The 21269-nt window shown below is 36.2% G+C and carries 22 protein-coding genes; 9 read left to right on the top strand and 13 right to left on the bottom strand.

Annotated elements, in window-relative coordinates; all coding sequences use genetic code 11:
* Positions 1-74: 74 nt before the first annotated feature.
* The 6 genes from PEDSA_RS02495 to PEDSA_RS02470 form a co-directional block, all read right to left on the bottom strand.
* Positions 75-467: a RidA family protein gene (locus tag PEDSA_RS02495; RefSeq protein ID WP_013631578.1), complete on the bottom strand. Its 393-nt coding sequence runs from the start codon at positions 465-467 to the stop codon at positions 75-77.
* A gap of 72 nt (positions 468-539) precedes the next feature.
* Entirely contained in the window at positions 540-1196 is a 657-nt protein-coding gene (locus PEDSA_RS19385; protein WP_169311973.1) for a formylglycine-generating enzyme family protein, read from the bottom strand.
* A gap of 212 nt (positions 1197-1408) precedes the next feature.
* Positions 1409-2395 carry a phosphatase PAP2 family protein gene (locus PEDSA_RS02485; RefSeq protein WP_013631576.1) on the bottom strand — a complete coding sequence of 329 codons (987 nt, stop codon included), beginning with the start codon at positions 2393-2395 and terminating at the stop codon, positions 1409-1411.
* 127 nt (positions 2396-2522) lie between these two features.
* Positions 2523-2984 (bottom strand): DUF4268 domain-containing protein, encoded by a 462-nt coding sequence (locus PEDSA_RS02480; RefSeq protein WP_013631575.1) that lies wholly within the window; start codon positions 2982-2984, stop codon positions 2523-2525.
* Between the two features lie 20 nt (positions 2985-3004).
* A complete protein-coding gene (locus PEDSA_RS02475; protein WP_013631574.1) occupies positions 3005-3877 on the bottom strand; it encodes a mechanosensitive ion channel family protein in 873 nt (290 codons plus the stop codon).
* Positions 3878-3926: 49 nt separating this feature from the next.
* Positions 3927-4664 carry an IclR family transcriptional regulator gene (locus PEDSA_RS02470; protein ID WP_013631573.1) on the bottom strand — a complete coding sequence of 246 codons (738 nt, stop codon included), beginning with the start codon at positions 4662-4664 and terminating at the stop codon, positions 3927-3929.
* Between the two features lie 115 nt (positions 4665-4779).
* On the opposite strand from PEDSA_RS02470, the gene PEDSA_RS02465 reads away from it, so the two are divergent.
* The 6 genes from PEDSA_RS02465 to PEDSA_RS02440 all read left to right on the top strand — a co-directional run bounded on the left by PEDSA_RS02465 (position 4780) and on the right by PEDSA_RS02440 (position 11232).
* A complete protein-coding gene (locus PEDSA_RS02465) occupies positions 4780-6429 on the top strand; it encodes a UxaA family hydrolase (protein ID WP_013631572.1) in 1650 nt (549 codons plus the stop codon).
* Between the two features lie 91 nt (positions 6430-6520).
* Positions 6521-7285, top strand: a complete 765-nt coding sequence (locus PEDSA_RS02460) for an SDR family NAD(P)-dependent oxidoreductase (protein WP_013631571.1) — start codon at positions 6521-6523, stop codon at positions 7283-7285.
* A gap of 60 nt (positions 7286-7345) precedes the next feature.
* Positions 7346-8203, top strand: coding sequence for a fumarylacetoacetate hydrolase family protein (locus PEDSA_RS02455; protein WP_013631570.1), 858 nt, complete (start codon positions 7346-7348; stop codon positions 8201-8203).
* A gap of 158 nt (positions 8204-8361) precedes the next feature.
* Positions 8362-9186, top strand: a complete 825-nt coding sequence (locus PEDSA_RS02450) for an amidohydrolase family protein (protein ID WP_013631569.1) — start codon at positions 8362-8364, stop codon at positions 9184-9186.
* An 11-nt stretch (positions 9187-9197) separates the two neighbouring features.
* Positions 9198-10208, top strand: coding sequence for an aldo/keto reductase (locus tag PEDSA_RS02445; RefSeq protein WP_013631568.1), 1011 nt, complete (start codon positions 9198-9200; stop codon positions 10206-10208).
* A 10-nt stretch (positions 10209-10218) separates the two neighbouring features.
* Positions 10219-11232, top strand: coding sequence for a zinc-binding alcohol dehydrogenase family protein (locus tag PEDSA_RS02440; protein WP_013631567.1), 1014 nt, complete (start codon positions 10219-10221; stop codon positions 11230-11232).
* 66 nt (positions 11233-11298) lie between these two features.
* Here PEDSA_RS02440 and PEDSA_RS02435 read toward each other — a convergent pair whose 3' ends face one another.
* Positions 11299-11742, bottom strand: a complete 444-nt coding sequence (locus PEDSA_RS02435) for a carboxymuconolactone decarboxylase family protein (RefSeq protein ID WP_013631566.1) — start codon at positions 11740-11742, stop codon at positions 11299-11301.
* Between the two features lie 66 nt (positions 11743-11808).
* The gene (locus PEDSA_RS02430) at positions 11809-12387 is read right to left on the bottom strand and encodes a Crp/Fnr family transcriptional regulator (RefSeq protein WP_013631565.1); all 579 of its coding nucleotides are present in this window, start codon (positions 12385-12387) and stop codon (positions 11809-11811) included.
* Positions 12388-12607: 220 nt separating this feature from the next.
* Between PEDSA_RS02430 and PEDSA_RS02425 the strand changes: the two genes are divergently transcribed.
* A complete protein-coding gene (locus PEDSA_RS02425) occupies positions 12608-14914 on the top strand; it encodes a DUF5703 domain-containing protein (protein WP_013631564.1) in 2307 nt (768 codons plus the stop codon).
* A 98-nt stretch (positions 14915-15012) separates the two neighbouring features.
* Here PEDSA_RS02425 and PEDSA_RS02420 read toward each other — a convergent pair whose 3' ends face one another.
* Positions 15013-15198, bottom strand: a complete 186-nt coding sequence (locus PEDSA_RS02420) for a hypothetical protein (RefSeq protein WP_013631563.1) — start codon at positions 15196-15198, stop codon at positions 15013-15015.
* A gap of 447 nt (positions 15199-15645) precedes the next feature.
* Between PEDSA_RS02420 and PEDSA_RS02415 the strand changes: the two genes are divergently transcribed.
* Both PEDSA_RS02415 and PEDSA_RS02410 read left to right on the top strand, forming a co-directional pair.
* Positions 15646-16200, top strand: coding sequence for an RNA polymerase sigma factor (locus tag PEDSA_RS02415; RefSeq protein ID WP_013631562.1), 555 nt, complete (start codon positions 15646-15648; stop codon positions 16198-16200).
* A gap of 5 nt (positions 16201-16205) precedes the next feature.
* Positions 16206-17306, top strand: coding sequence for a S1C family serine protease (locus PEDSA_RS02410; RefSeq protein ID WP_013631561.1), 1101 nt, complete (start codon positions 16206-16208; stop codon positions 17304-17306).
* 74 nt (positions 17307-17380) lie between these two features.
* On the opposite strand, the gene PEDSA_RS02405 is transcribed toward PEDSA_RS02410, so the two are convergent.
* The 4 genes from PEDSA_RS02405 to PEDSA_RS02390 are packed head-to-tail and all read right to left on the bottom strand — an operon-like array spanning position 17381 to position 21269.
* On the bottom strand, positions 17381-17827 hold the full coding sequence (locus tag PEDSA_RS02405; protein ID WP_013631560.1) for a MaoC/PaaZ C-terminal domain-containing protein: 447 nt from the start codon (positions 17825-17827) through the stop codon (positions 17381-17383).
* A gap of 34 nt (positions 17828-17861) precedes the next feature.
* Complete coding sequence (locus PEDSA_RS02400; RefSeq protein ID WP_013631559.1) at positions 17862-18917, bottom strand: Gfo/Idh/MocA family protein; 1056 nt, start codon at positions 18915-18917, stop codon at positions 17862-17864.
* Positions 18908-20134, bottom strand: coding sequence for an extracellular solute-binding protein (locus PEDSA_RS02395; protein WP_013631558.1), 1227 nt, complete (start codon positions 20132-20134; stop codon positions 18908-18910). Before PEDSA_RS02395 ends, PEDSA_RS02400 begins: the two co-directional genes overlap by 10 nt.
* Entirely contained in the window at positions 20121-21269 is a 1149-nt protein-coding gene (locus PEDSA_RS02390) for a CaiB/BaiF CoA transferase family protein (RefSeq protein ID WP_013631557.1), read from the bottom strand. The genes PEDSA_RS02395 and PEDSA_RS02390 overlap by 14 nt, the downstream gene beginning before the upstream one ends.

Raw genomic sequence — 21269 nt, 5'->3', positions numbered from 1 at the left:
GTTTTGGAATGAATAAGATTTAAAAAGGTTATATCTTCTATAAATACCTTTGATATTTATAGAAGACGCAGTTTTTATTTATCGCTTAAAATAGCTGTTACCTCTATTTCTATAAGTATTTCCGGATCAATCAACTTAGATACTTCCACAATCGTGGTAACTGGTTTAACATCTTTAAAAACTTCTCCGTGTGCTTTTGCTGCTTCTTCCCATTGTGAAATATCTGTTAGAAACATTCTTGTTCTTACAACATCCTGTACAGAAGCTCCTGCATCGTTTAATACTGCGGATAGCTTATCTAAAATAGCCTTTGTTTGATTGTACAAACCTTCTATTGCATTGCCTTTCTCATCTTTGGCAGCGGTAGTGCCTGCAATTTCTATTGTATCTCCAATCTTTACAGCTCTGCAGTACCCAATGATATCCTCCCAAGGAGAACCGGTAGTGAAATTTTTTCTTGTTTTCATATAATTGCTTAACCTTTTAAAAGGGAAAGTCAAAAATATAAATTTGTATGGGTTTACAATTCATTAAAAGAATTATTCCGTAACTTCTACTACTCTGAATCCGTTAAATGCGCTTCGACAATTTCTATAACAGGCTAAACGTTTGGTTACCTTACTATAAGAAGATAGTCTGTCTGCCGCGCCTCCTCTAACAATTTTCCCGGCAACTTTGTCTAAGTTTATCATTTCATCGCGTCTATCTGCATGGTATTCTTTATACCAATCCAAACACCATTCCCAAGCATTACCACTCATGTCATACAATCCCAATTCATTGGCCTTTTTCTTACCAACGGCATGAGTTCTATTTCCACTATTGACTCTAAACCACGCCACCCTGCTAGGATTATTAGCCCCACTAAATTTATAGTTCTTACTTTTCTTCCCTCCTCTGGCAGCATATTCCCATTCTGCTTCGGTTGGTAATCTAAAAAATGAAGTGTTTTTTTCGCTTAGCCATTGGCAATAAGCCAAAGCTTCGTCATAAGTAACATTGACAATCGGGTGGTCTTTCTTCCAACCCCATTTTGGCTCTGGTGGCATTGAACAACCAGTTTCTCTTGTAAATAGTTGATATTCTCCTACCGTGATCTCAAAAGCGGAAATTTGATAGTTATTTATCTTCACAGTTTGAGAAATTTCTTTCCCGATAATTCCCAAGGTAAAATCTCCCCCCTCAACATAAATCATCCTCGGTTTATAGGCAAAAACTTGGTTTATAATTATAAACACATAAATAAAGTAAAAAAAAGTTCCCCAAATAGACATCGTTTAGTTTATAGCTTAACGATAAATAAACTAAAAGCATGCCCGTGAGAAATAACGGCAACAAAAATTAAGAAATCAGAGTTACGTTATTTATTCATTAAATATCTTCACAATTTCAGTCTCATTCCTACCGTCTATATATCATAAATAGATGAAGTGGTTAATTGTATCTTCTTTTGAATACTCTTCTTTTTTGTTATCCTGTTTTCTTCTCTTATAATCCGTTGGTTGGCAATATTCTTACCTGTAATATAGCCCAATAATAATGCAATTGGATAATCTGATGCCCAATGCACCTTGCTCTGCATCATCTCGAAACTAAGCAAACCTAAAAGGCCATATCCTACTGGCTTTATCCAATTCTTTTCCGGATAATTTTCTGCGATAACCACTAAAGCAGACATTGCAGTCGTTAAATGACCCGATGGCATTGCGTCATATCTTGACGTATTCCGTCCATATTGTTTAAAACTTGGTGCAAAAGTCCAGTGGCTATATTCTCTTCCTTCTGCTTCTGTTACAAAGGGGCTTTCTCTTCCGGTAATCCGTTTTAAAGGCTGAACAAACAGGCCGGTTACCACCAGGCTTTCCATCAGCTGCAAAGAAGTGCTCAGTGATCTGTAATCGTCGTTAATAAGTCCGTAAGTAGCTAACCCACCCCCTATTAAGATTACCGTAGTCCCGTTCCCCAAAAAATAAAAAGCGGAATTTACATTTCCGGGAACTATCTTCAAAAACCCCAAATTTTTATAGTCGTGGTTTTCCGACATATTCAGGTTTTCTGCAATAGTTCGACTTTGCTTTATAGTCCATGGATCCGTCGGCATTAATGCTAAACTACTTCCTAAAGCCGCTATCGAATAAGGATAATAGGGCGTTGACACTATGTCTTTTAGTGAATTAACAAGATTGTTGGGAACATTATTTACCGCATCTTGCAAGCGCGGGCGATCATACAAAAATCTTAAATCCGTATTTATTTTATAAGCCTGTCTGGCATTTAGCAGAGAGGTATCTCCTGTAATAGTTGCAACAAACTGCTTATCGTTTTTTTCTATTTCCTCAGAGAAATTAACCTGACTTATTAATAAGAATATGGCTAAGAATATTGTTGTTTTCATCCACGGTAAAACTAAATAAAAAAAGTTTTTTGTGTTAGGACAGATATCTTCTTTATTAATAAATTAATAAAGAAGATATCATACTAATTTATATTATCGAACCACTCAATATTAAACCGTATTGTAATCATTTTAAGGCATCGAAATTGTCTTTGGCATCAAACCAAAATTCATCCAAAGCAATAATTCGAGGTTTAAAAAAATCGTAAAGTTTGTTCCAATCCTTTTTATTAAAAACGTTTACATCCGTTAAGGTTTTGGATATTTTGGATACTGTTCTACCTATTTCATCCGATGTATGTAATTCCCAGTCCCACTCTTCGCCTAAAATATTGTGCAGATAAGATTTAAATTCCAAAAATTGCTCATAAAACAGTTCCTGAATTCCTATATCTTCATGTCCAAGATCAATACTAATGAAAGCTTTCTTTTTATCAGCATACATGCGAAAGTATATATCTCTGCTACCTGTTTTATAATTCACCCAATTGATTCGCTTACCGGAGGCCGATCTTCGTGTTTCTAAACGTTGAGCTAATCCTGTCCAAAATTCCTTTTTAATAGCCGACGCTTCTTCTTTTGTAAACATAGTTTCTTGCTATTTCTCTATTATTTAGCTATTATCTGTAAAATAATGTGATACAACTCTTTTCTTAATTTCCTTTCGCGAAGTTTATCGTAATGATTCAAAATCACCTGAACTTTAAAATGTACCAAATCCTTTTTCACAAAAATAGTTTTCACGGAAAACCCATCCTCTACCACAAAACCCTTATAATCCTTCAATACAACCGCTAACTGTTCTTCTAAGAATTCTGCAGTAAATTTCTTTGATACATCTACTTCAAATTCAACGGTCAACTTCTTAACATTTTGCTTAGACTGATTGATTATCACCGAGTTAAAAATAACAGAGTTAGGAATTACAACCATATCGTTATCTTCATTCTGCAGTATTACATTCAGCAAAGTGATATCAACAATTTTCCCTTCTTCATTTCCTACTTTTATATGATCTCCCAAAGAAAGTTTGTCTGCAAACATGATGATTAACCCATTAATCATATTTGAGATATATTCTTTACTTAATAAAGCTATAGCTGCCGCAACGATAGTTATACTAGTGATAAATTTTATAGGATTTATTCCCAAAAAGTACATAAGGGCTACAATAAAGAACACCGTATTTAATACAGAAACAATCTGATTAATCCCTAGTATAAAATTATCCTTTACACTGCTCTTTAGCTTATTCTTTCTAATATATATATTAACGACAAAATAGCGCAGAATAGAAACCGATAAACTTACGCTAAAGAAGATCATTACGGAATAAACCAGTTTTGCCAAAATTGGTACAGTTTTGTACCAGAGAGGTGGTTGATTAGAAAAATAAATTAGCACCACACATAAAATCAATTTTAATATGATACTCGATATTTCTCTAAAAGTACTTCTTTCACTTTCTTTTAATTTAGGCATAAGCTTTCTGTTACGTTTTATATTATAACACGAATTTCTCAAATTGAGTTTACAATTTCAGCATTTCACTAATTCTTCTTGCAGTCTGTAAACCCAGATCAACAAAAAGATTATGGATATCTTCAGAATATCTAAACGCAGGCATATAAACACTCAACGCTGCTATCACTTTTTCATTTAAAATTATTGGTGCTGCAAAACCAATGATCTGCCCACTGTCTTCGATAATGGCATAGCCCGATTTTCTAATTTTTTCTATTTCTTTGATAAAAACGTTTTGGTCAGACATCCCCGACCATACCTGTTCTTCTGGTAATCCATACATATCTATAAATTGTTTCAGCTCTTCATCCGTCTTTAACGCTACCAGTAGGCGTCCGGTTGATGTATCATATGCGTTTTTAAGATCGGGCGTATAAGCCTGTACCTGTTGGGTGGAATCTTTTTTTACCAATATTTTCCTTTGGTTCTTTTCCAAAACTGCCACAAAAGCATTCTCGTTTATGCGTTGCCCCAAGCTCTCCAGTTCCTGCCTTGAAACATTTATCAATTTATCATAATACAGTTCTCTTGATATAACTTGATGCCACTGTCCACCTAAAAAATAAGCTTTCTGATTTTGAGATTTTACCAAGTAGCCTCTCTGAACAAGCGTTTTAACAATATTAGCACATGTGCTCGGTTGTATGCCTATTGCATTAGAAATCTCACTTAACGATCTTGATTTATGAGGTTCTTCAGCCAGAAACTCGAATATATCCAAAGCTCTTTGAATTACTTGAATCATTTAACAGTTCAAAATTTGTATGTGATGTAAAAATGAATAAATTTGTTCAATATAGAAAAACAAAATTCAATATTATTGAACAATAACACAAACCAAACATAAGGACCAACTCTATATGGCTCAAAAACAATATATACAGATTGACGAACGCGATAATGTTTTAGTCGCCCTACAAGATTTAGCTAAGGGAACTCAAATTCAGTGGAAAGACTTATCTTTTGAACTTCTTGACGATGTACCTGCTAAACATAAATTTTATATCGAAAACTTGGGTACGGAAAATGAAGTCACCATGTATGGTGTACTTGTTGGAAAAACACTTCACCCTGTTTCAATCGGAAATAGAATGACTACCGAAAATCTGCATCATGCAGCGGAACCTTATTATTATAGAGATGTGAATTATAAATGGACTGCTCCAGATGTATCCCAATTCACAGGAAGGACATTCAACGGATATCATAGAAATAACGGAGACGTTGGCACTGCAAACTATTGGTTATTTATCCCTACTGTTTTCTGCGAAAATAGAAATATGGACATTATTAAAGAAGCACTTTATAATAATCTAGGATATTCCGTTACAGATAAATACAAAGACTATACTGCAGAAATTTTAGAGGCTTATCAGAAAGGTGAAGATATCTCGAATCTGGATTTTTCTTTAGCTACGCCAGAATATCACAGAAGCAAAAGAGTATTCAAAAACATTGATGGTATTAAATTCTTAAACCATCAGGGCGGTTGTGGTGGAACCAGACAAGATTCAGAAGTTTTAGCAAATCTGCTGGCCGCTTATGCCAATCATCCAAATGTTGGTGGTATTACTATCCTAAGTTTAGGATGTCAGCATCTTCAGGCTAATGATTTGGTAGAAACTATAAAAAGCAAGTCAGCCAACTTCGATAAACCTATTTTAGTTTTCGAACAACAAAAGGCACAAAGTGAAGAATACCTTATTGCAGAAGCAATTAAACAGACCTTCCAGCATTTAATAGAACTTAATAAAATCGAGCGGAAACCTGCTCCGTTATCTAAATTGGCTGTAGGTGTAAAATGTGGAGGAAGTGATGGTTTCAGTGGTATTTCTGCAAATCCTGCTGTAGGTGTAACTGCAGATTTATTAGTTGGCCTGGGAGCTAAAGTCCTTTTAGCCGAATTCCCTGAACTTTGCGGAGCTGAACAAAATATGATTGATCGTTGTGAAAACGAAACAATTGCAAAAAAGTTCATGCATTTAATGCAATCATACGACGCACAGGCTCATGCTGTCGGATCAGGGTTCTTCATGAACCCTTCGCCGGGCAATATCAAAGATGGTTTAATCACCGATGCTATTAAAAGTACTGGTGCTGCAAAAAAAGGAGGAACTTCTCCGGTTGTAGATGTACTGGATTACACAGAACCCGCAACAAAACCTGGTTTAAATTTGGTTTGTACTCCGGGAAATGATGTTGAAGCGACAACAGGAAAAGCCGCTAGTGGTGCGACTTTGATTTTATTTACCACGGGCTTAGGTACTCCTACCGGAAATCCGATTTGTCCGGTTATTAAAGTATCAACCAATACCGAACTGGCAACCAGAATGGGCGATATTATAGATATTGACACCGGATCTATCATCAGAGGAGAAAAAACGATACAGGAAGTTGGCGCCGAAATTCTTGAATTTTGTATCAAGGTAGCTAGTGGAGAAATTGTTCCTAAAGCTGTTCAATTAAATCAGGACGACTTTATTCCATGGAAAAGAGGTGTAAGCCTTTAATTAAGGAGCGAGACACAAGATATAAGTATCAGGAACAGAATCGAAAGAAGAGTTCTTGATACTAATACGTGATACTTTAAAAACAAAAGATATGTTTTCATTAAAAAATAAATCAGCGGTTGTAACCGGAGGCGGTAGTGGTATCGGAAAAGCTATTGCCGAGAATTTTGCCAAAAACGGGGCTACTGTACATATTATCGATTTAAATCTTGAACAGGCTCAAAGCACCAAAAATGTAATTGATAGCCTGGGAGGTTCTTCTTTAATATATGCTGCAGACGTCAGCAATCAGCAAGAAGTAAGCGAGATCATCAACAAAATCGAAAAAGTAGACATTTTAGTTAACTGTGCTGGTATCGCTCATGTAGGCAGCGCAACCAGTACATCTGAAGAAGATTTCGACCGTGTATACCGCGTTAATGTGAAGGGTACATACAATTGCTTACATGAGGTACTACCTAAATTTGTTAAACAAAATTCTGGAGTAATTTTGAATATCGCTTCTATAGCCGCCTGGGTTGGCTTAAGCGACAGGTTTGCATATTCTATGAGTAAAGGTGCTGTATTCGCAATGACTTTAAGTGTTGCAAAAGATTATTTACAAAACAATATCAGATGCAACTCTATTTCTCCGGCGAGGGTACATACACCTTTCGTTGATGGATTTATTGCAAAAAATTATCCCGGACAGGAGAAGGAAATGTTTGATAAACTTTCTAAAACACAACCTATTGGCAGAATGGGGACCACCGAAGAAATTGCAAATCTGGCTTTATACCTATGTTCTGACGAAGCAAGTTTTATTACTGGCAATGATTATCCTATTGATGGTGGATTTATCAAATTAAACAGCTAATTTTCAAAGAGAAAACAAAGAAGACAATAATATATTTTAAAACTTTAATAAAGGATAGAAATGAAATTAATTAGATTCGGGGAACCAGGCAAAGAGCAAACAGGAGTAATCATTAACGACATTAAATACAATACATCTGCTTTTGGCGAAGATTATAACGAATCTTTCTTCGAAAATGATGGGTTGAACAGACTGGCAAAATTTGTTGAAGAAAATACAGGTAAATTACCAATTGTTGCAGACGACGTAAGACTAGGTGCTCCTTTTGCCAGACCATCTAAAATTGTTTGTATTGGTTTAAACTATGCAAAGCATGCGAAAGAAACTAATGCTCCAATTCCGGCAGAACCTATTATTTTCTTTAAATCTACAACCGCGTTAATAGGGCCTAACGATGACGTTGTTATTCCAAAAAATTCGGTAAAAACGGACTGGGAAGTTGAGTTGGCATTTGTTATTGGTAAAAAAGCAAGCTATGTAAGCAAAGAAGAGGCTATGGATTATGTTGCGGGTTATTGTTTACATAATGACATTAGCGAAAGAGAATTCCAGTTAGAACGTGGTGGCACATGGGATAAAGGTAAAGGTTGTGATACCTTCGCTCCTATTGGCCCATGGTTGGCAACTGCTGATGAGATTGAAAACCCGCACAACCTACGCCTTTGGTTAAAATTAAACGGAAAAACTTTACAAGACGGAAATACTGACGACTTTATTTTTGATATCCCAACAGTAGTGTCTTATGTAAGCCAGTTTATGACTCTTTTACCTGGTGATGTTATTTCTACAGGTACACCTCATGGAGTAGGTTTAGGCTTTATTCCGCCAGTATATTTAAAACCTGGTGACATAATGGAATTAGGTATCGATGGACTGGGGACCTCAAGACAGGAAGTAAAAGCATATTCAGGAAAATAAAACAAATATATTCAACCACAAAGGGGCTGACATTAAATTTCTATTTTAGTTAAAATTACTTTGTGGTTGCATATCTGATACAATCATCAAAATAAGACATAAATGTCTCTGGAAATTTAACACAAAGACTTATACTTTTTCTTGCGAAAAAACAGATTATGAGAATAGATTCGCATCAACACTTTTGGCATTACGACCCCATTAAACACGAATGGATAGACGATGAAATGTCCAATATCCGCAAAGATTTCCTCCCTGAAGACCTTGCTCCTATTCTTAAAGTAAACGAAATTGATGGCTGTGTAGCAGTACAGGCCGATCAAACCGAAGAAGAGACAAATTTCCTCGTTTCCTTAGCTAAAGAAAATAGCTTCATTAAAGGAATTGTTGGCTGGGTAGATTTAAAAGCGGAAAATATAGAAGATCGCCTAGCTCATTTCAAGCAAGAACCTCTGATAAAAGGTTTCAGACATGTTTTGCAGGGCGAAGAACCTTCTTTTATGTTACAAGCTGACTTTAAAAATGGCATTTCAAAACTTAAAGATTTTGGTTTCACCTATGATTTATTGCTTTTTCCTCAGCATATAAAAGCTGCAATAGAATTGGTAAAAGAAAATCCTAATCAACCTTTTGTTATCGACCATATCTCAAAACCGTATATAAAAAAAGGTATCGTAGCCGGGTGGTCTGAAGATATTAAAGCTATTTCAGAGTTTCCAAATGTGATGATAAAAGTGAGCGGAATGGTGACAGAAGCTGATTATAAGAACTGGAAGAAGGAAGACTTCACTCCTTACTTAGATATCGTTACCGAAGCGTTTGGCACAGACAGAATTATGTTCGGTAGTGATTGGCCTGTTTGCCTTGTCGCTGCTTCATATACTGAAATGCAATCGATACCAAAAGAATATTATGCTACGTTTAGTAATTTAGAGCAAGAGAAAATACTTGGTTTAAATGCGGAACGATTTTATAACTTATAAACCATAGACTTATGTTATCTCAAGATATAGAAACAATTCCTCCGGTAATATTTGGAACAAGCGGGCTGGGGAATATATATGAGGCGCTTCCTTTTGAAAGAAAGCTCGCTATAGTAGAACAATGTATTAAGCATAGCCCTGGAATTCCTGTATTTGACAGTGCCGGAAAATATGGCGCAGGTTTATCTCTGGAAGTACTGGGACAATGTTTAGAAGAACTAAATGTTGATCCATGCCAAGTAATTATTAATAATAAACTGGGTTGGTACCAAACGGAACTAACAACACCAGAACCTACTTTTGAAAAAGGTATCTGGATTGACATGAAAAATGATGCGGTACAAAAAATTAGCTATCAGGGCATCATCGATTGTTTCGAACAGGGTAATGAATTGTTAGGAAAATACAATTCTGATATGGTGTCTGTTCACGATCCTGATGAATATCTTGCTGCTGCCAAAGACGAAATGGACGCCAAGAAACGTTACCAGGATATTATGGATGCATATAGAGCTTTAGGAGATCTTAAACGTCAGGGAAGAGCAAAATCTATCGGAATTGGCTCGAAAGACTGGACTGTTATTAAGCGTATTGCTCAGGATATCCAACTCGACTGGGTAATGATTGCTAATAGCTTGACTGCACACTCCCATCCTAAAGATTTGATTGATTTTATTGGAAAATTAAAAGATAAAGGCGTTACAGTAATCAATTCCGCGGTTTTCAATGGAGGATTTCTTATAGGCAGTAATTTCTATAATTATGTAGAGGTTAACGCTGAAACGGAAAGAGGAAGAGAATTATTGGCCTGGAGAGAACAATTTTACGCATTGTGCGAAGAATTTGCGATTACTCCTGCCGAAGCCTGCTTCAATTTTGGATTTAATATCAAAGGAGTTTCTTCCGTAGCTTTAAGCACTACCAAACCGGAGAAGGTAAAAGGTAATATTGAAATGGCTACTAAACAAATTCCGCAAACTTTTTGGGATGCTATGAGGGAAAAAGGTCTCATTCAAATTTAAAAAGATTTACATGAAAACACTTGTGTGCACAACACCTGGAAATTTTGAGTATATAGATATAGAAAAGCCGGCGGCTACCCCCGGACAGAGCATTTTGAAGATAAGGAGAGTGGGTATCTGTGGTACAGATTTACATGCATTTACAGGCACACAACCTTTTTTCAGTTACCCAAGAAGACTAGGGCACGAACTGGCTGCTGAAATAGTTGAAACTGATGATACCAACTTTAAACAAGGCGAAGCGATAACCATCATCCCCTATTTCTACTGTGGCAAATGCATTGCCTGCAGAAGTGGAAAAGAAAATTGCTGTACTTCTATAAATGTTTGCGGCGTTCATATAGATGGCGCTATGGCCGAATATATTTCTGTACCTACATACTCTTTGGTACACGGAGAAGGCCTTAGCTTTGACGAACTTGCATTGGTAGAACCCTTAGCAATTGGTGCACATGGCGTAAGAAGAGCTGGAGTGAGTAAAGACGAATTTGTTCTTGTTCTGGGTGCCGGTCCTATTGGTTTAGGTATTATGGAGTTCGCCAGAATAGCGGGAGGAAAAGTTATTGCATTGGATATTAATGATGACAGGCTGAACTTCTGCAAAGAGAAATTAGGTATCGATTATACGATTAATCCAACTCAAGAAGACGTTACGGAAGCCTTACAAAAAATCACTAATAGCGATATGCCAACCGTTATTATCGATGCTACCGGAAACCAAAAAGCTATAAACGGGGCTTTCCAATATCTGGCCCATGGTGGACGCTACGTATTAGTTGGGTTACAAAAGGGCGAAATATCTTTCCTTCATCCGGAGTTTCATAAAAGAGAAGCGACATTAATGAGTAGTAGAAATGCAAATCGCGTGGATTTCGAACATGTGATTGATTCCATGAAAAAAGGCCTTGTAAAACCAACGACCTATATTACACACACTGTCGATTTCGATGAAGTTAAAAATGAATTCGAAAAATGGTTAGATCCAAAAAATGGAGTAATCAAGGCAATGATTGATTTCGACTAAAAGAAAATAAAGCCGGTTATTTTCCAATCGGCTTTATCTTTCACGTTCGTTGTCCGATATAAAAATTTATCCCTTTGGAACTGGCGTATGTGTACTAATAGCTATTCTATTCCACGCATTTATAGTGATAACCGCCATAATAATTTGCGCGATTTCATTTTCATTAAAGTATTTTGATATCCACTGATAAGTTTCTTCGCTTAAACCTTTTTGGCTAATTAATGTAATCTCTTCAGTTAGTGCCAAAATTGCTTTTTCTTCATCTGAATACAAATCTGTTTCCCTCCATGCATTTAATAAGAATATCCTTTGTTGAGTTTCACCGTATTTCAGGGCGTCTTTAGTATGCATATCCAAACAAAAAGCACAACCGTTTATCTGAGAGGCTCTAATTTTTATCAGCTCTTTCTGTATATTGGTTAAGGCCGTGGTTTTCAAATACTCCTCCAGACCAGCCATAGCTTTATAAGCCCTTGGTTCCGTTTTTGATAGATCGAATCTTTGCTTCATAATAATTTTATTTTTTGATAACAAAACAAAGCTAACCATTTAATGGGGGCAAAATCTTAAACTGGTTTAAGATCGCAATTTCCCTCTTATTTCGCTCAAATATTCGGGAGTGAAACCTAAATAAGAAGCAATAAGATATTGTGGTATTCTTTGCAGGAATTCTGGATACTGACTGCGAAAGTGTAAATAAAGCTCCTCTCTTGAAAATTCATATAGAAACCTGATTCTCCGTTCCGCTGCAGCATAAGCTCGTTGATAAATCATTCGAAAATACCTTTCCATTAGTGGATGTTTTTGCAATAATTTATCATGATTTACCTTATCTATAACTAAAACAATGGATTTTTCTACTGTTTGAATATTAAAATCAGACCGCATTTCTTTTTCATAAGCAAAGTTATCCGTCATCCACCAATTTTCTATCGCGAACTCTGTAGTGTGCTCCACTCCTTTCTCACTGATAAAAAACTTTCTTAAACAACCTTTCAGTACAAAAAAATTCATTTTACATATATCTCCATGTTTCAAAAGATACTCCTTTTTACGTAATTCCAGACTCCTGAAATAGGTTTTGATTTCAGAAAACTCTTCCTCACTTATCTGAACAAATTTTTGAATATGTTTTTTAAAGATATCTTCTTCCATATTTGCTTATTGAAAGACTTAATTAATAGCAGAACAATATATCAATTATATAATGTTTTTACTTCTCTTTTGCCATTCAAAACATCCGTAAACATGATTTTCTCTTAAAATACTGTAGAATTGGTTTATATCATATTTCCCATATCATATAGGATATTCGCAAAACTTTCTATCATCGCATTTTCTTCCGTATTTTTCCTTTAAAATCATTTTTTTAAACATGTTCAAACTGCTTTATTCTTTTTTACTATTCGTTTCGGTGGCCCTATTGCCTCAAATGTCTCTTTCTCAAAATGTGCAACAGTATAACCCGGTATGGATTACTCAAAGTAAAAACTCAGGAGAATCTATGCCCACAGGTGGAGGAGATATTGGATTAAACGTTTGGGTAGAAAATGGGGATATTTTATTTTATATATCAAAAACCGGCACCTTTGATGAGAATAATACTTTATTGAAGCTGGGACGCGTAAGAATCCGATTAAATCCTAATCCTTTTGTTAATGGAGATTTTAAACAGGAACTTCATCTGGATAAAGGATATATCAAGATTAATGGAGGTACAAAAAGTTTAAATGCAGATGTGATTATCAGAACCTCTGTTTTTCACCCCTTAATCAATGTTAAGGTGAAGAGCAATCAGAATATTCATGCGCAGGCTTTTTATGAAAATTGGCGGTACCGGGATTTAATTCCTAAAGGAAAAGAGAACAATGCAAATTCATGGAAATGGGCTCCGCAAGGCGATGTAAGAACACATAAGGACAGTATTACTTTTGATAAAAGTGCTATCGTTTTCTTTCATAGAAACAAAGATTTTACCGTATTTGACGCCGTTGTAAAGCAACAGGGATTGGAGGATATCAAATCTCAACTTGATAACCCTATTAAAAATTTGACTTTTGGAGGAATTATGGAAGCGGACAATATGCAGTCTGGAAATATTTCTACGGGAAAATATCAGAATACAACATTCAGATCCTGGGAACTTAAAAGTATAAAAGCGACCAAAGAATTTCAGATTAACATCCAACTGCATACACAACAAACATCCAGCATCTCAACCTGGAAACAATCTCTGTTTAATAATCTTTCAAATGCGAAGAAAGATAAATTGACATTCCAAAAAACAGAAAACTGGTGGGCGAATTATTGGAAAAGGAGTTATATCCACATTGGAAAACCGAAAGATGAAGATTGGAAAATTAGTAAAAATTATCAGCTCTTCAGATATATGCTGGGATGCAATGCTTACGGACAACTCCCTACAAAATTCAATGGTGGTTTATTCACATACGATCCTTATCATGTAGACACTACGCTCAGTTTCACTCCTGATTTCAGAAACTGGGGCGGTGGAACACATACGGCGCAAAATCAACGGTTAGTATACTGGCCGATGTTAAAATCCGGCGATTTTGACATGATGCCAGCCCAATTTAATTTTTATTTGAAGGCGCAGAAAAACGCGGAACTAAGAACTCAACATTACTGGAAGCATAAAGGTGCTTCCTTTACCGAACAAATTGAAAATTTCGGCCTCCCTAATCCCGCGGAATACGGTTGGAAAAGACCAGAAAACTACGATAAAGGAATGGAATATAATGCCTGGTTAGAATATCAGTGGGATACAGCTTTTGAATTTTGTATGATGATGTTGGAACAGGAAAGATATGCAGGAAAAGATATCACAGCATATATTCCTTTGATAGAAAGCTGTCTGACATTCTTTGATGAGCATTACCAATATCTTGCGAAACAGCGAGGTAGAAAAGCTTTGGATGAAAACAACCACTTAGTTTTGTATCCAGGATCATCTGCGGAGACCTATAAAATGGCATATAATGCATCTTCAACTGTAGCCGCATTGCACAGCATTTTAAAACGACTAATACGTTTACCTGAACAATATGTCAGCTCTGAACAAAAGTCCCGTTGGAGTGCTATGCTGGAGCGTATTCCAGCACTTAGCTATAGAGAAGTTGATGGAAAAACGATGATTTCACCAGCTAAACTTTGGGAAAGAATTAACAATACAGAAACACCCCAATTGTATCCAGTTTATCCCTGGGGAATATTTGGTATCAACAGACCAGGATTAGACACCGCGATCAATACCTATAAATTTGACAAAGATGCATTGAAATTCAGAAGTCATATAGGCTGGAAACAGGATAACATTTTTGCTGCAAGATTAGGCTTAACAGAAGAGGCCTGGAGATTGACTTATGCAAAGTTAAATGATTCTGGCAGAAGATTCCCTGCATTTTGGGGTCCCGGTTTTGATTGGGTTCCAGACCATAACTGGGGTGGATCTGGGATGATTGGCTTACAGGAAATGCTTTTGCAGGAAAATGGTGATCAGCTTTTATTATTTCCTGCCTGGCCAAAAGATAAAGATGTTAGTTTTAAGCTACATGCTCCAAAACAAACCATTGTAGAAGCTAGCTGGAAAAATGGCAAACTAGAAAAACTGAATATAATTCCAGAGTCGAGGAAAAAAGATGTAATTGTTTTATTGGAATAAGGCTATTGTGCAGAGATCAAGAAAGACATCTAAAAATGTAATAAATAAAAAAGGGAGCAGAAATTTCTGCTCCCTTTTTATATGGATGTCTTCAACAATTAGTGAGAAACAACTGTATCAACAACTGTAGTGTCAGCACCTGTAGTGTCAACAACGATAGTAGTATCAACTGCTTCAACTGCAACTGTATCAGTGTTTTCTTCAGCTGGTTTGTTAGAGTTACAAGCAACTGCTGATAAAGAGATAGCTAAAGCGAAGAATCCGAATTTGAATAAATTTTTCATGTTAATTTTCTATTTTAATTTTTATGATTTTAAACATTAATACCCTAAATATAAAAAGGTAACCCTGTTCTATTATCTTTTTTCAATTTATTTCACACAAATAAATCAATATACTGATTATCAGTAAAATAAATTTTAAAAATATTTCAAAAAACTTGGTTTCCTCTTTTAAAAAGGTTCGCGAAGATAATATTTTGTTATTATAACAATCTAAAATTTAAATATTATTTTTATCTGTAGTGCGCTGTTTAACGTTCTGACATAAACAAACATCATTCATCATTTTTTTTCATATATTATGACAGGTGAATTATCTTTGGCAAGAAATCTTCAACTTTGAAAATCAGGATTCGAAAAGAAAGACGACCAAGGTATAAGAGAAATATTTTTCTATTTGTGTGGGTTACATTTTAATAATAAGCGTATTAAGTAGTGAGTCGTAAGTTAATGCATTCTAAGCCGACAGATAACGAAGTTATTGTAGGGATTTTAAATAATTCATCATCTGTACTTAATTATCTCTATAAAGAGTATTATCCAATGGCTTTAAAACTTGTTATTAATAATAATGGAAGCGAAGAAGAAGCTAAAGATGTTTATCAGGAATCCATCATTATTCTGCATAACAAAATTAAGAATGGAGATTTTGAGCTAAGCAGTAAACTCAAAACATTTATATACTCGGTATGCCGGCGACTTTGGTTGAAAAAGCTCAATCAAAAAGGTCGCTATACAGAAGATATAAATGAATATGAAGATCATATTCCGGTGGAGCAAGATTTGGAACAACAGGAAGAAAGAGATAAGCAATTTAATTTAATGCATATTTCTCTCGAAAGTTTAGGTGAACCTTGTAAAACTATTTTGGAGGATTTTTATATCAAAAACCGATCGATGCAGGAAATCTGCGAGAAGTTTGGATATACAAATGCTGACAATGCAAAAACTCAAAAGTATAAATGCTTACAAAGGCTTAAAAAGATATTTTTCAATCAAAAGTAAAAGATATGGTTAGCGAGCTTGATTTAATTAAGAGAATCGAATCTTACCTCCTAAAAGAGATGTGCACACAGGAAATGCTTCAATTTGAAGAGGAAAGGAAGAATAATGCAGCTTTAGATCAAAAGGTTGTAGAACATATCGAGTTTTTAAAGTCTATCAAAAGCTACGGTGATACAAAGTCATTAAAATCTGCCATGAATGCTATTCATGAAGAAATCGATGTAATTTCTTTGAAAGAAGATGTAATCGAACGTAAGACTAAGATTGTTGAGCTTTGGAATAAATACAAACGCAATTTGACTATCGCTGCTACCGTTGCTGTAGTAACCACTTTAGGTACATTATACTCTACTGGTCAGTTAACCAGAAACGATAACAATCCGTCTTACAGCGCTTTAAAAAGAGATATGGAAACTATCCGTAAATCCCATAATGCATTAGTAAGAAATATTAACTCGAAATCAGCCAGTAAAAGTATAGCTCCAAGCCAGTTTGGAGGCACAGGCTTTGCCTTAACTTCTAATGGTTATATCGTAACAAATTACCACGTAGTTCAGGGGGCAGATTCAGTTTATATTCAAAACAATAAAGGTGAATCTTTTAAAACGCAAACGGTTTATGTAGATCCTTCTTATGACATAGCTGTTCTTTATATCAACGATCCTTCGTTTGAACATCTTGGTAATTTACCGTATACGTTTAAAAAATCTTTGGCTGATTTGGGTGAAGATGTTTATACCATAGGTTATCCCAGGGACGAAGTTGTTTTAGGAAAAGGATATTTAAGTGCCCGTACCGGTTTTGGTGGCGACTCCATTCAATATCAGGTTTCTATTCCTGTTAATCCAGGAAACTCTGGTGGCCCGTTATTCGATGCAAAAGGAAATGTCATTGGGGTGATTAGCGGTAAACAGAACCAAACGGATGGAGCAGCATTTGCAATCAAATCCGATTACATTTTGAAAGCTGTAGAAAGTATAGATCAGGATTCTATTAAAAACAAGATTGTTATCAATAAGAAAAATGCACTTTCTTCTTTGAGTAAAACGCAACAGATTAAGAAAATGCAGGATTACATATTCATGGTTAAGGTTTATAATAACTAGGCATCTTAACTTCAAAACAAAAAGAGCGTAAAGTTTTAAATTTTGCGCTCTTTTTGTTGATATATACTTTTTGCTTAAACGTCTTTACGCTTTACCAATAAAATATGATCTGCAACCAAAACTACCTCCCCTTTTTGGTTGATAATTTCTACATGTTCTGTTACCGTTCCATATTCTGGCTTTTTGGCATCTGACTTTTCCGAAATAGTTACTTCTGAATGAATGGTATCACCAATAAAAACCGGCTTCACAAAACGCAGACGATCATACCCCTTAGAAAATGCTTCTGGATTAATCTCAGAAGCGGTTAAACCAATCCCAATGGCAAATATCATGGTTCCATGAGCTATACGTCCGCCGAAGGGTTGAGTTTTGCACCATTCTGCGTCCATGTGGTGCGGAAAAAAATCTCCCGTATGACCGGCATGAACTACAAAATCCGTTTCGGTAATGGTTCTTCCCAATGTTGTCCTTTTATCGTTTAATTGATAGTCTTCAAAAAATGTGGATTTGAAATACATAATCTTTCAATTGTTAATGTTTGATTTTTAATGTTTAATAAACTCCTCCATTCGCACTGGATTCATAAGCCTTCTCTACCCATTCCATGGTATGGATCACATCTTCTACCGAAGTGGGTAAAACGTCTGTTTCTCCATTTTTGTAGCGCATTACGCTGGCCATTGTACCAACAAATGCATCAGGAAACCAGGATCCTTCTAATGCTATAGAGTTCCACTCTGGCGCTTGTCCTTCTTCCAAGATACAATATTCAAAAGCATCTGGCACACCGTCCGGATAATTCATCAACAAGCCCATTTTTGCTTTAATGGCACCTTTTGTCCCTTCCCACTTTATAAAACTTTCCTGATGTTGCGCACCAAAATCGTGATCATGATTCGTATTGATCACTGCGTGTAAAGTATCGCCATAATCAAAAATCACTGTAGATCTGGAAGAAGATAAAGCTTTGGCAGGATGCTTTAATGTTTTTGCTAAAATAGATTGTGGATTTCCTAAGAAAGAACGAATCAAATCGAAATAATGGATACTATGATATTGGAACTCGAGACGAGGATGAACCATTACATGAGGAAATAGTTCCCACGGTGTTTGTACGGTTACACGTACGTCCATATCGTAAACCTCTCCAATTAAACCTTGCTCAATCATCGCTTTAGCCGCCATGGTATAAGGTGCAAAGCGTAATTGACAATTGATAGCAGCTACCAAATTCTTTCTTCTGCAAACCTCTAAAATCTCATAGCTTTGTGCGATAAAATCGCCCATTGGCTTCTGAATCAATACCCCTGCCCCGTCCGGCAACTGCTCTAAAGTTTCGACAAACTTTTCGGGCATAATGGTAATATCGTAAACTGCATTTTTGGGAGCAGCAGCAACAGCATCTGCTACGTTGTCAAAAACATGCGGAATATTAAACGCTATAGCTAATTTCTCTGCTCGCTCTCTTGTTCTATTGGTTATTCCCCAAACTTCAAAACCTGCTTTTTTATAGGCAGGAAGATGAGCATCTTTCACTATTCCACCTGCTCCAATAATTACTATTGGAAGCTTTTGCTCTGGTAATATGGGTTTATAGTTTATTTGCATTGATCTATTTTCTGTTGAGTTTCGACTAAAATATTTTCTAAAACTTCATTTGTATGAATTGCCCTTACCATCATTTCATCTATATGTTCAGCTATTTTCGCCCATGTAGCTGTACGTGGTAAAGTTCTGGCATAATCGTGAAGTTGTTCCAGTTTATGATAATACGGAATGGTCTTGTTGATTTCTGGGTCATGCCAGGTAGATTTTCTACAACCAATTCCGCCTTCTAAAGTCAACAGCTTATCGTTCTGGGCAGAAGTAGCGTACTGAATAAAATCAAAAGCCATTTGCTTATTATCGCTTCCTTTTCCTATAGCATAAAGCCAATAGATATTTAATGAAGCCGGTTTGGTATTCTTCAAAGACGGAATCTGTGCAACATCTACCTTCCCTTTCACTTTCGATTCATCAATAACTTCGCACATGGCTGCAAAGCCAAACCAATTAATCATCATAGCCGCTTCCCCTCTTGCAAAGGCCAATCCGCATTGAACAGATTCGTATTCTTTAGATTGAGGATGTACAATATTCTGATTATTCACCCATGATTTATAAAAATCCAAGGCTGCTTGAGCTTCAGATTGATTGATATTGATCTCGCCTTTTTCGTTGGTTAAATTTCCACCACGAGTCCATAACTGCAAACAGAAATCATAAACGGTATTGTGTCCATCCGGGAAACCGGCTAACACCGTTCCGTATAAATTTTGTGCTGGCCTTTGGAAAAACTGAGCAACTTCTATAAACTCATTCCAGGTTTTAGGAACTTCTAAAGTTCTTCCGTATTGTTTATGAAAATCAAGCTGCTCCTTTTCTGATTCAAATAAATCTTTACGAATAATTAAACATTCCGGTCCATCATGAAAAGGCAGTCCTACAATCTCTTTTTGTTCAAAAACTTGTGCTTCCAGCAAAGAATTACTCCAGACTTCTAAATTCAGATTTTGCGCTTCCAGATAAGGATTCAGTGCTTCCAAACTTTCGGAAGAATAGGCTTCGTCTAACCAATCCGTTACGATATGTGCTGCATCCCAGTCGCCATTTTTCAAACCTCCACGACCGATAATGGCATCATGAAGTTCCGGTAAATCCATGGCTACAAACTCAGCTTCTATATCTAAACCACGTTCTTTACAGAAAGACTCCCATATCTTCTGCATAGCATTCTCGAAAGGTTGAAATTTGCGTACTGCAAATCTGAATTTAGATTTTTCCATACAGCTCCTTTATGATTTTGGCATTGTCTTCCCCTAAAATAGGCGATCCTTTCGCTGATTTAATGACCTCTCCGTCCAGTCGGATTGGACTTCTGGTTGTTTCATATTCAAAACCATCAGACATTTTTACCGTTTGTACCATATCCAGAACTTTAAAAGCTTCGTGTTGGAATAAACGCTCCCAATCCATCACATCTGCACACCAGATATCTGCTGGTTCTAAAATATTCAACCAGTAAGAAGTTTCTTGAGTTCTTAAATGATTGGCTAAAATATTTTTAATCTCATCTCGCTTATCATAAGCTTCTGCCACTTGCTCATAGGCCAATAAAGCATCGCAAGAAAGCAATTTACCTAGAACAGGAATAGATCCCATTGCCAAGGCCAAATAGCCATTTTGAGTCTGATAAATTCCATAAGGAGCACCTAAATAAGCATGAGCGCTGTTGCTTGCTGTACGTTCCTGCAACTGACAACCATCTCTGTAAAAAGTGGTAATGGCTTCAAATTGGAAGTCCAAGGCAGACTCGATCATACTGACCTGCACCAAAGCACCTTCATTTTTTAAGGCTTTACGTAACAGACAAGCTAAAATACCATTGGCTAAATTGGCTCCCGCCAACATATCTACAATAGATAAACCCATGGGTACAGGACCATCGTTTTTATTGCCATTTAACCAGGTAATCCCAGTTAAAGATTGTAATAAGAGATCCTGACCGGGCAAATCTTTCCATGGCCCCTCTGTACCATAACCAGAAATTTCTCCGTAAACAACTGATGGATTTTTTGCTTTTACAGATTCGTAATCGAAACCCAAGCGTTCCATTACTCCCGGACGGAAATTATGCATCACCACATCGGCTTCTTCTATTAATTTCCAGATTTTCTCCCGGTCTTCTTCGCTCTTAATATCCAAAGCCAAGCTTTCTTTATTTCTATTGATAGCATGAAAAACCGTGGATTCTCCGTTAAGAACTACATTTGAGGTATATAAATGACGACAAATATCACCAGTTTCGGGACGTTCTATTTTGATTACTCTCGCCCCTAAATCGGCCAATTTCAAGCTTGCCGAAGGTGCCGAAAGGAATTGACTAAAGTCGACAACTAAATAATCTTCTAATGGTTTCAT

It is taken from the genome of Pseudopedobacter saltans DSM 12145, from assembly GCF_000190735.1.
Taxonomy (GTDB): Bacteria; Bacteroidota; Bacteroidia; order Sphingobacteriales; family Sphingobacteriaceae; genus Pseudopedobacter; species Pseudopedobacter saltans.
Note: the sequence above shows the minus strand (reverse complement) of the source record. Positions and strands in the feature narration are given on the sequence as shown.

What these genes read in the sequence shown, in the direction of transcription:
- PEDSA_RS19385 (WP_169311973.1), bottom strand. Translation starts at nt 1,196, where the DNA reads ATGATTTATGTTGAGGGGGGAGATTTTACCTTGGGAATTATCGGGAAA.
- PEDSA_RS02495 (WP_013631578.1), bottom strand. Translation starts at nt 467, where the DNA reads ATGAAAACAAGAAAAAATTTCACTACCGGTTCTCCTTGGGAGGATATC.
- PEDSA_RS02465 (WP_013631572.1), top strand. Translation starts at nt 4,780, where the DNA reads ATGGCTCAAAAACAATATATACAGATTGACGAACGCGATAATGTTTTA.
- PEDSA_RS02390 (WP_013631557.1), bottom strand. Translation starts at nt 21,269, where the DNA reads ATGAAACCATTAGAAGATTATTTAGTTGTCGACTTTAGTCAATTCCTT.
- PEDSA_RS02485 (WP_013631576.1), bottom strand. Translation starts at nt 2,395, where the DNA reads ATGAAAACAACAATATTCTTAGCCATATTCTTATTAATAAGTCAGGTT.
- PEDSA_RS02470 (WP_013631573.1), bottom strand. Translation starts at nt 4,664, where the DNA reads ATGATTCAAGTAATTCAAAGAGCTTTGGATATATTCGAGTTTCTGGCT.
- PEDSA_RS02440 (WP_013631567.1), top strand. Translation starts at nt 10,219, where the DNA reads ATGAAAACACTTGTGTGCACAACACCTGGAAATTTTGAGTATATAGAT.
- PEDSA_RS02420 (WP_013631563.1), bottom strand. Translation starts at nt 15,198, where the DNA reads ATGAAAAATTTATTCAAATTCGGATTCTTCGCTTTAGCTATCTCTTTA.
- PEDSA_RS02450 (WP_013631569.1), top strand. Translation starts at nt 8,362, where the DNA reads ATGAGAATAGATTCGCATCAACACTTTTGGCATTACGACCCCATTAAA.
- PEDSA_RS02425 (WP_013631564.1), top strand. Translation starts at nt 12,608, where the DNA reads ATGTTCAAACTGCTTTATTCTTTTTTACTATTCGTTTCGGTGGCCCTA.
- PEDSA_RS02410 (WP_013631561.1), top strand. Translation starts at nt 16,206, where the DNA reads ATGGTTAGCGAGCTTGATTTAATTAAGAGAATCGAATCTTACCTCCTA.
- PEDSA_RS02445 (WP_013631568.1), top strand. Translation starts at nt 9,198, where the DNA reads ATGTTATCTCAAGATATAGAAACAATTCCTCCGGTAATATTTGGAACA.
- PEDSA_RS02405 (WP_013631560.1), bottom strand. Translation starts at nt 17,827, where the DNA reads ATGTATTTCAAATCCACATTTTTTGAAGACTATCAATTAAACGATAAA.
- PEDSA_RS02480 (WP_013631575.1), bottom strand. Translation starts at nt 2,984, where the DNA reads ATGTTTACAAAAGAAGAAGCGTCGGCTATTAAAAAGGAATTTTGGACA.
- PEDSA_RS02435 (WP_013631566.1), bottom strand. Translation starts at nt 11,742, where the DNA reads ATGAAGCAAAGATTCGATCTATCAAAAACGGAACCAAGGGCTTATAAA.
- PEDSA_RS02455 (WP_013631570.1), top strand. Translation starts at nt 7,346, where the DNA reads ATGAAATTAATTAGATTCGGGGAACCAGGCAAAGAGCAAACAGGAGTA.
- PEDSA_RS02475 (WP_013631574.1), bottom strand. Translation starts at nt 3,877, where the DNA reads ATGCCTAAATTAAAAGAAAGTGAAAGAAGTACTTTTAGAGAAATATCG.
- PEDSA_RS02400 (WP_013631559.1), bottom strand. Translation starts at nt 18,917, where the DNA reads ATGCAAATAAACTATAAACCCATATTACCAGAGCAAAAGCTTCCAATA.
- PEDSA_RS02395 (WP_013631558.1), bottom strand. Translation starts at nt 20,134, where the DNA reads ATGGAAAAATCTAAATTCAGATTTGCAGTACGCAAATTTCAACCTTTC.
- PEDSA_RS02460 (WP_013631571.1), top strand. Translation starts at nt 6,521, where the DNA reads ATGTTTTCATTAAAAAATAAATCAGCGGTTGTAACCGGAGGCGGTAGT.
- PEDSA_RS02430 (WP_013631565.1), bottom strand. Translation starts at nt 12,387, where the DNA reads ATGGAAGAAGATATCTTTAAAAAACATATTCAAAAATTTGTTCAGATA.
- PEDSA_RS02415 (WP_013631562.1), top strand. Translation starts at nt 15,646, where the DNA reads ATGCATTCTAAGCCGACAGATAACGAAGTTATTGTAGGGATTTTAAAT.